Here is a 1254-nt window from a genome sequence, read left to right on the forward strand (position 1 = left end):
CGCAATCACTTCCCGCTTGGCCAAATCCAGGATGCCTACCTCGTTCCGGGTAGCAAAAGCCAGCCATCGACGATGCGGACTGAGCGCGGGAACGTGCCCGAATCCAGCCGGGAGGCTGGCGTCGGGCTGCATCGTTTCCAGGTTCCAGATGGCAATAAGTCCGTCGCCGCTACAGGTGACGAGCGTTCGCTCGTCGGGAAAATCAGCCCATTTCACATCGCGTCCGGCACCTTTTCTCGTGTCATAGGGAACCCAGGAAATGAGCGCTTCCAGAGAGACCAGAGAGTCAAGTTCTCCCTCCACACCGCCGCGGGCGGGAAAGACGCTGTGAATAAACAGCGTGTCCTGATTTCCAAAACCGAACTCATCACGGCGGAAAAGAAGACAACGGCGTGAAGATGTGTCGTCCCAGTGAATCGCCAACGGAGTCTGCTGGGGCCCGGAAAGCGAGGCTATCCCCGTCCGTCCCGATGTAAGGTCGCAAATGATTGTCCGTTCCGATCCTGTAAGCACCCCCGGCCGACGATTCGTCGATTTGACGACCGCCCATTTCGCCTGGGGATGAACGACCAGGGCAGTGATGTCTTCGAAAAAATCCGCTTTCGGCGGCAGCCCGATTGTTTTGGGCTGTAAACTCAGCGGTGCCACTTCGGGAACCGTAAGCTGCCAACCCACTCCCGGATTAACGGAAATGGGTTTGACAGCCATCCAGTTGACGGCCACCGGCCCACTATGGGTGAGAAAATACGGTTGAAAAGATTCTTCGGCGGATGGTACCCTTGGCTGTGGCGACTTCGGTTCTGGTGGGGCTGGTGGTTCTTCCGAGGGAGGAGCGACTTCCGGTTGCTTTGCCGAATCCTCCTGCAGTGGCTTAAACGGGTTCTCGGCCATCAGGCTCTCAAGATAGGAGCGATCCTGGGGACTCAGTTTTTCCATATCCACGGCCACTTTTGTGCCATCCTCCCGTTCCAGGATAACGAGATGGCCGTCCACTGTGACCAGCCGTGCCCGAATGCTGAAGCGGCCTGTCACGTCGGACCAGCGGCGGAATTCATCGCCGCTTGCCCAGGCCATGCTTACAAGGAAAAACGTGACCGCCGGAATGAACTTGCGAAGAGTCATGAGCCACCTCCCTTTTTCGGATTGAAGACAAGCTCCCGGACTCACAATTCTTGTCATTGCAAGTGACAATCGCATCACTAAAACACGGCACGTGGATTGTACTCGATAACGAGTGAGGGGCTCAATAGACGC

At 56.8% G+C, this 1254-nt stretch carries 1 protein-coding gene; it reads right to left on the reverse strand.

Annotated features, from left to right (window positions below; translation table 11 throughout):
- Positions 1-1122 (reverse strand): SHD1 domain-containing protein (locus tag H5U08_RS19250; RefSeq protein ID WP_297036931.1); only part of this gene is annotated, 1122 nt, incomplete at its 3' end.
- Between the last annotated feature and the right edge of the window lie 132 nt (positions 1123-1254).

Source organism: Thermogutta sp. (genome assembly GCF_014359955.1).
Taxonomy (GTDB): domain Bacteria; phylum Planctomycetota; class Planctomycetia; order Pirellulales; family Thermoguttaceae; genus Thermogutta.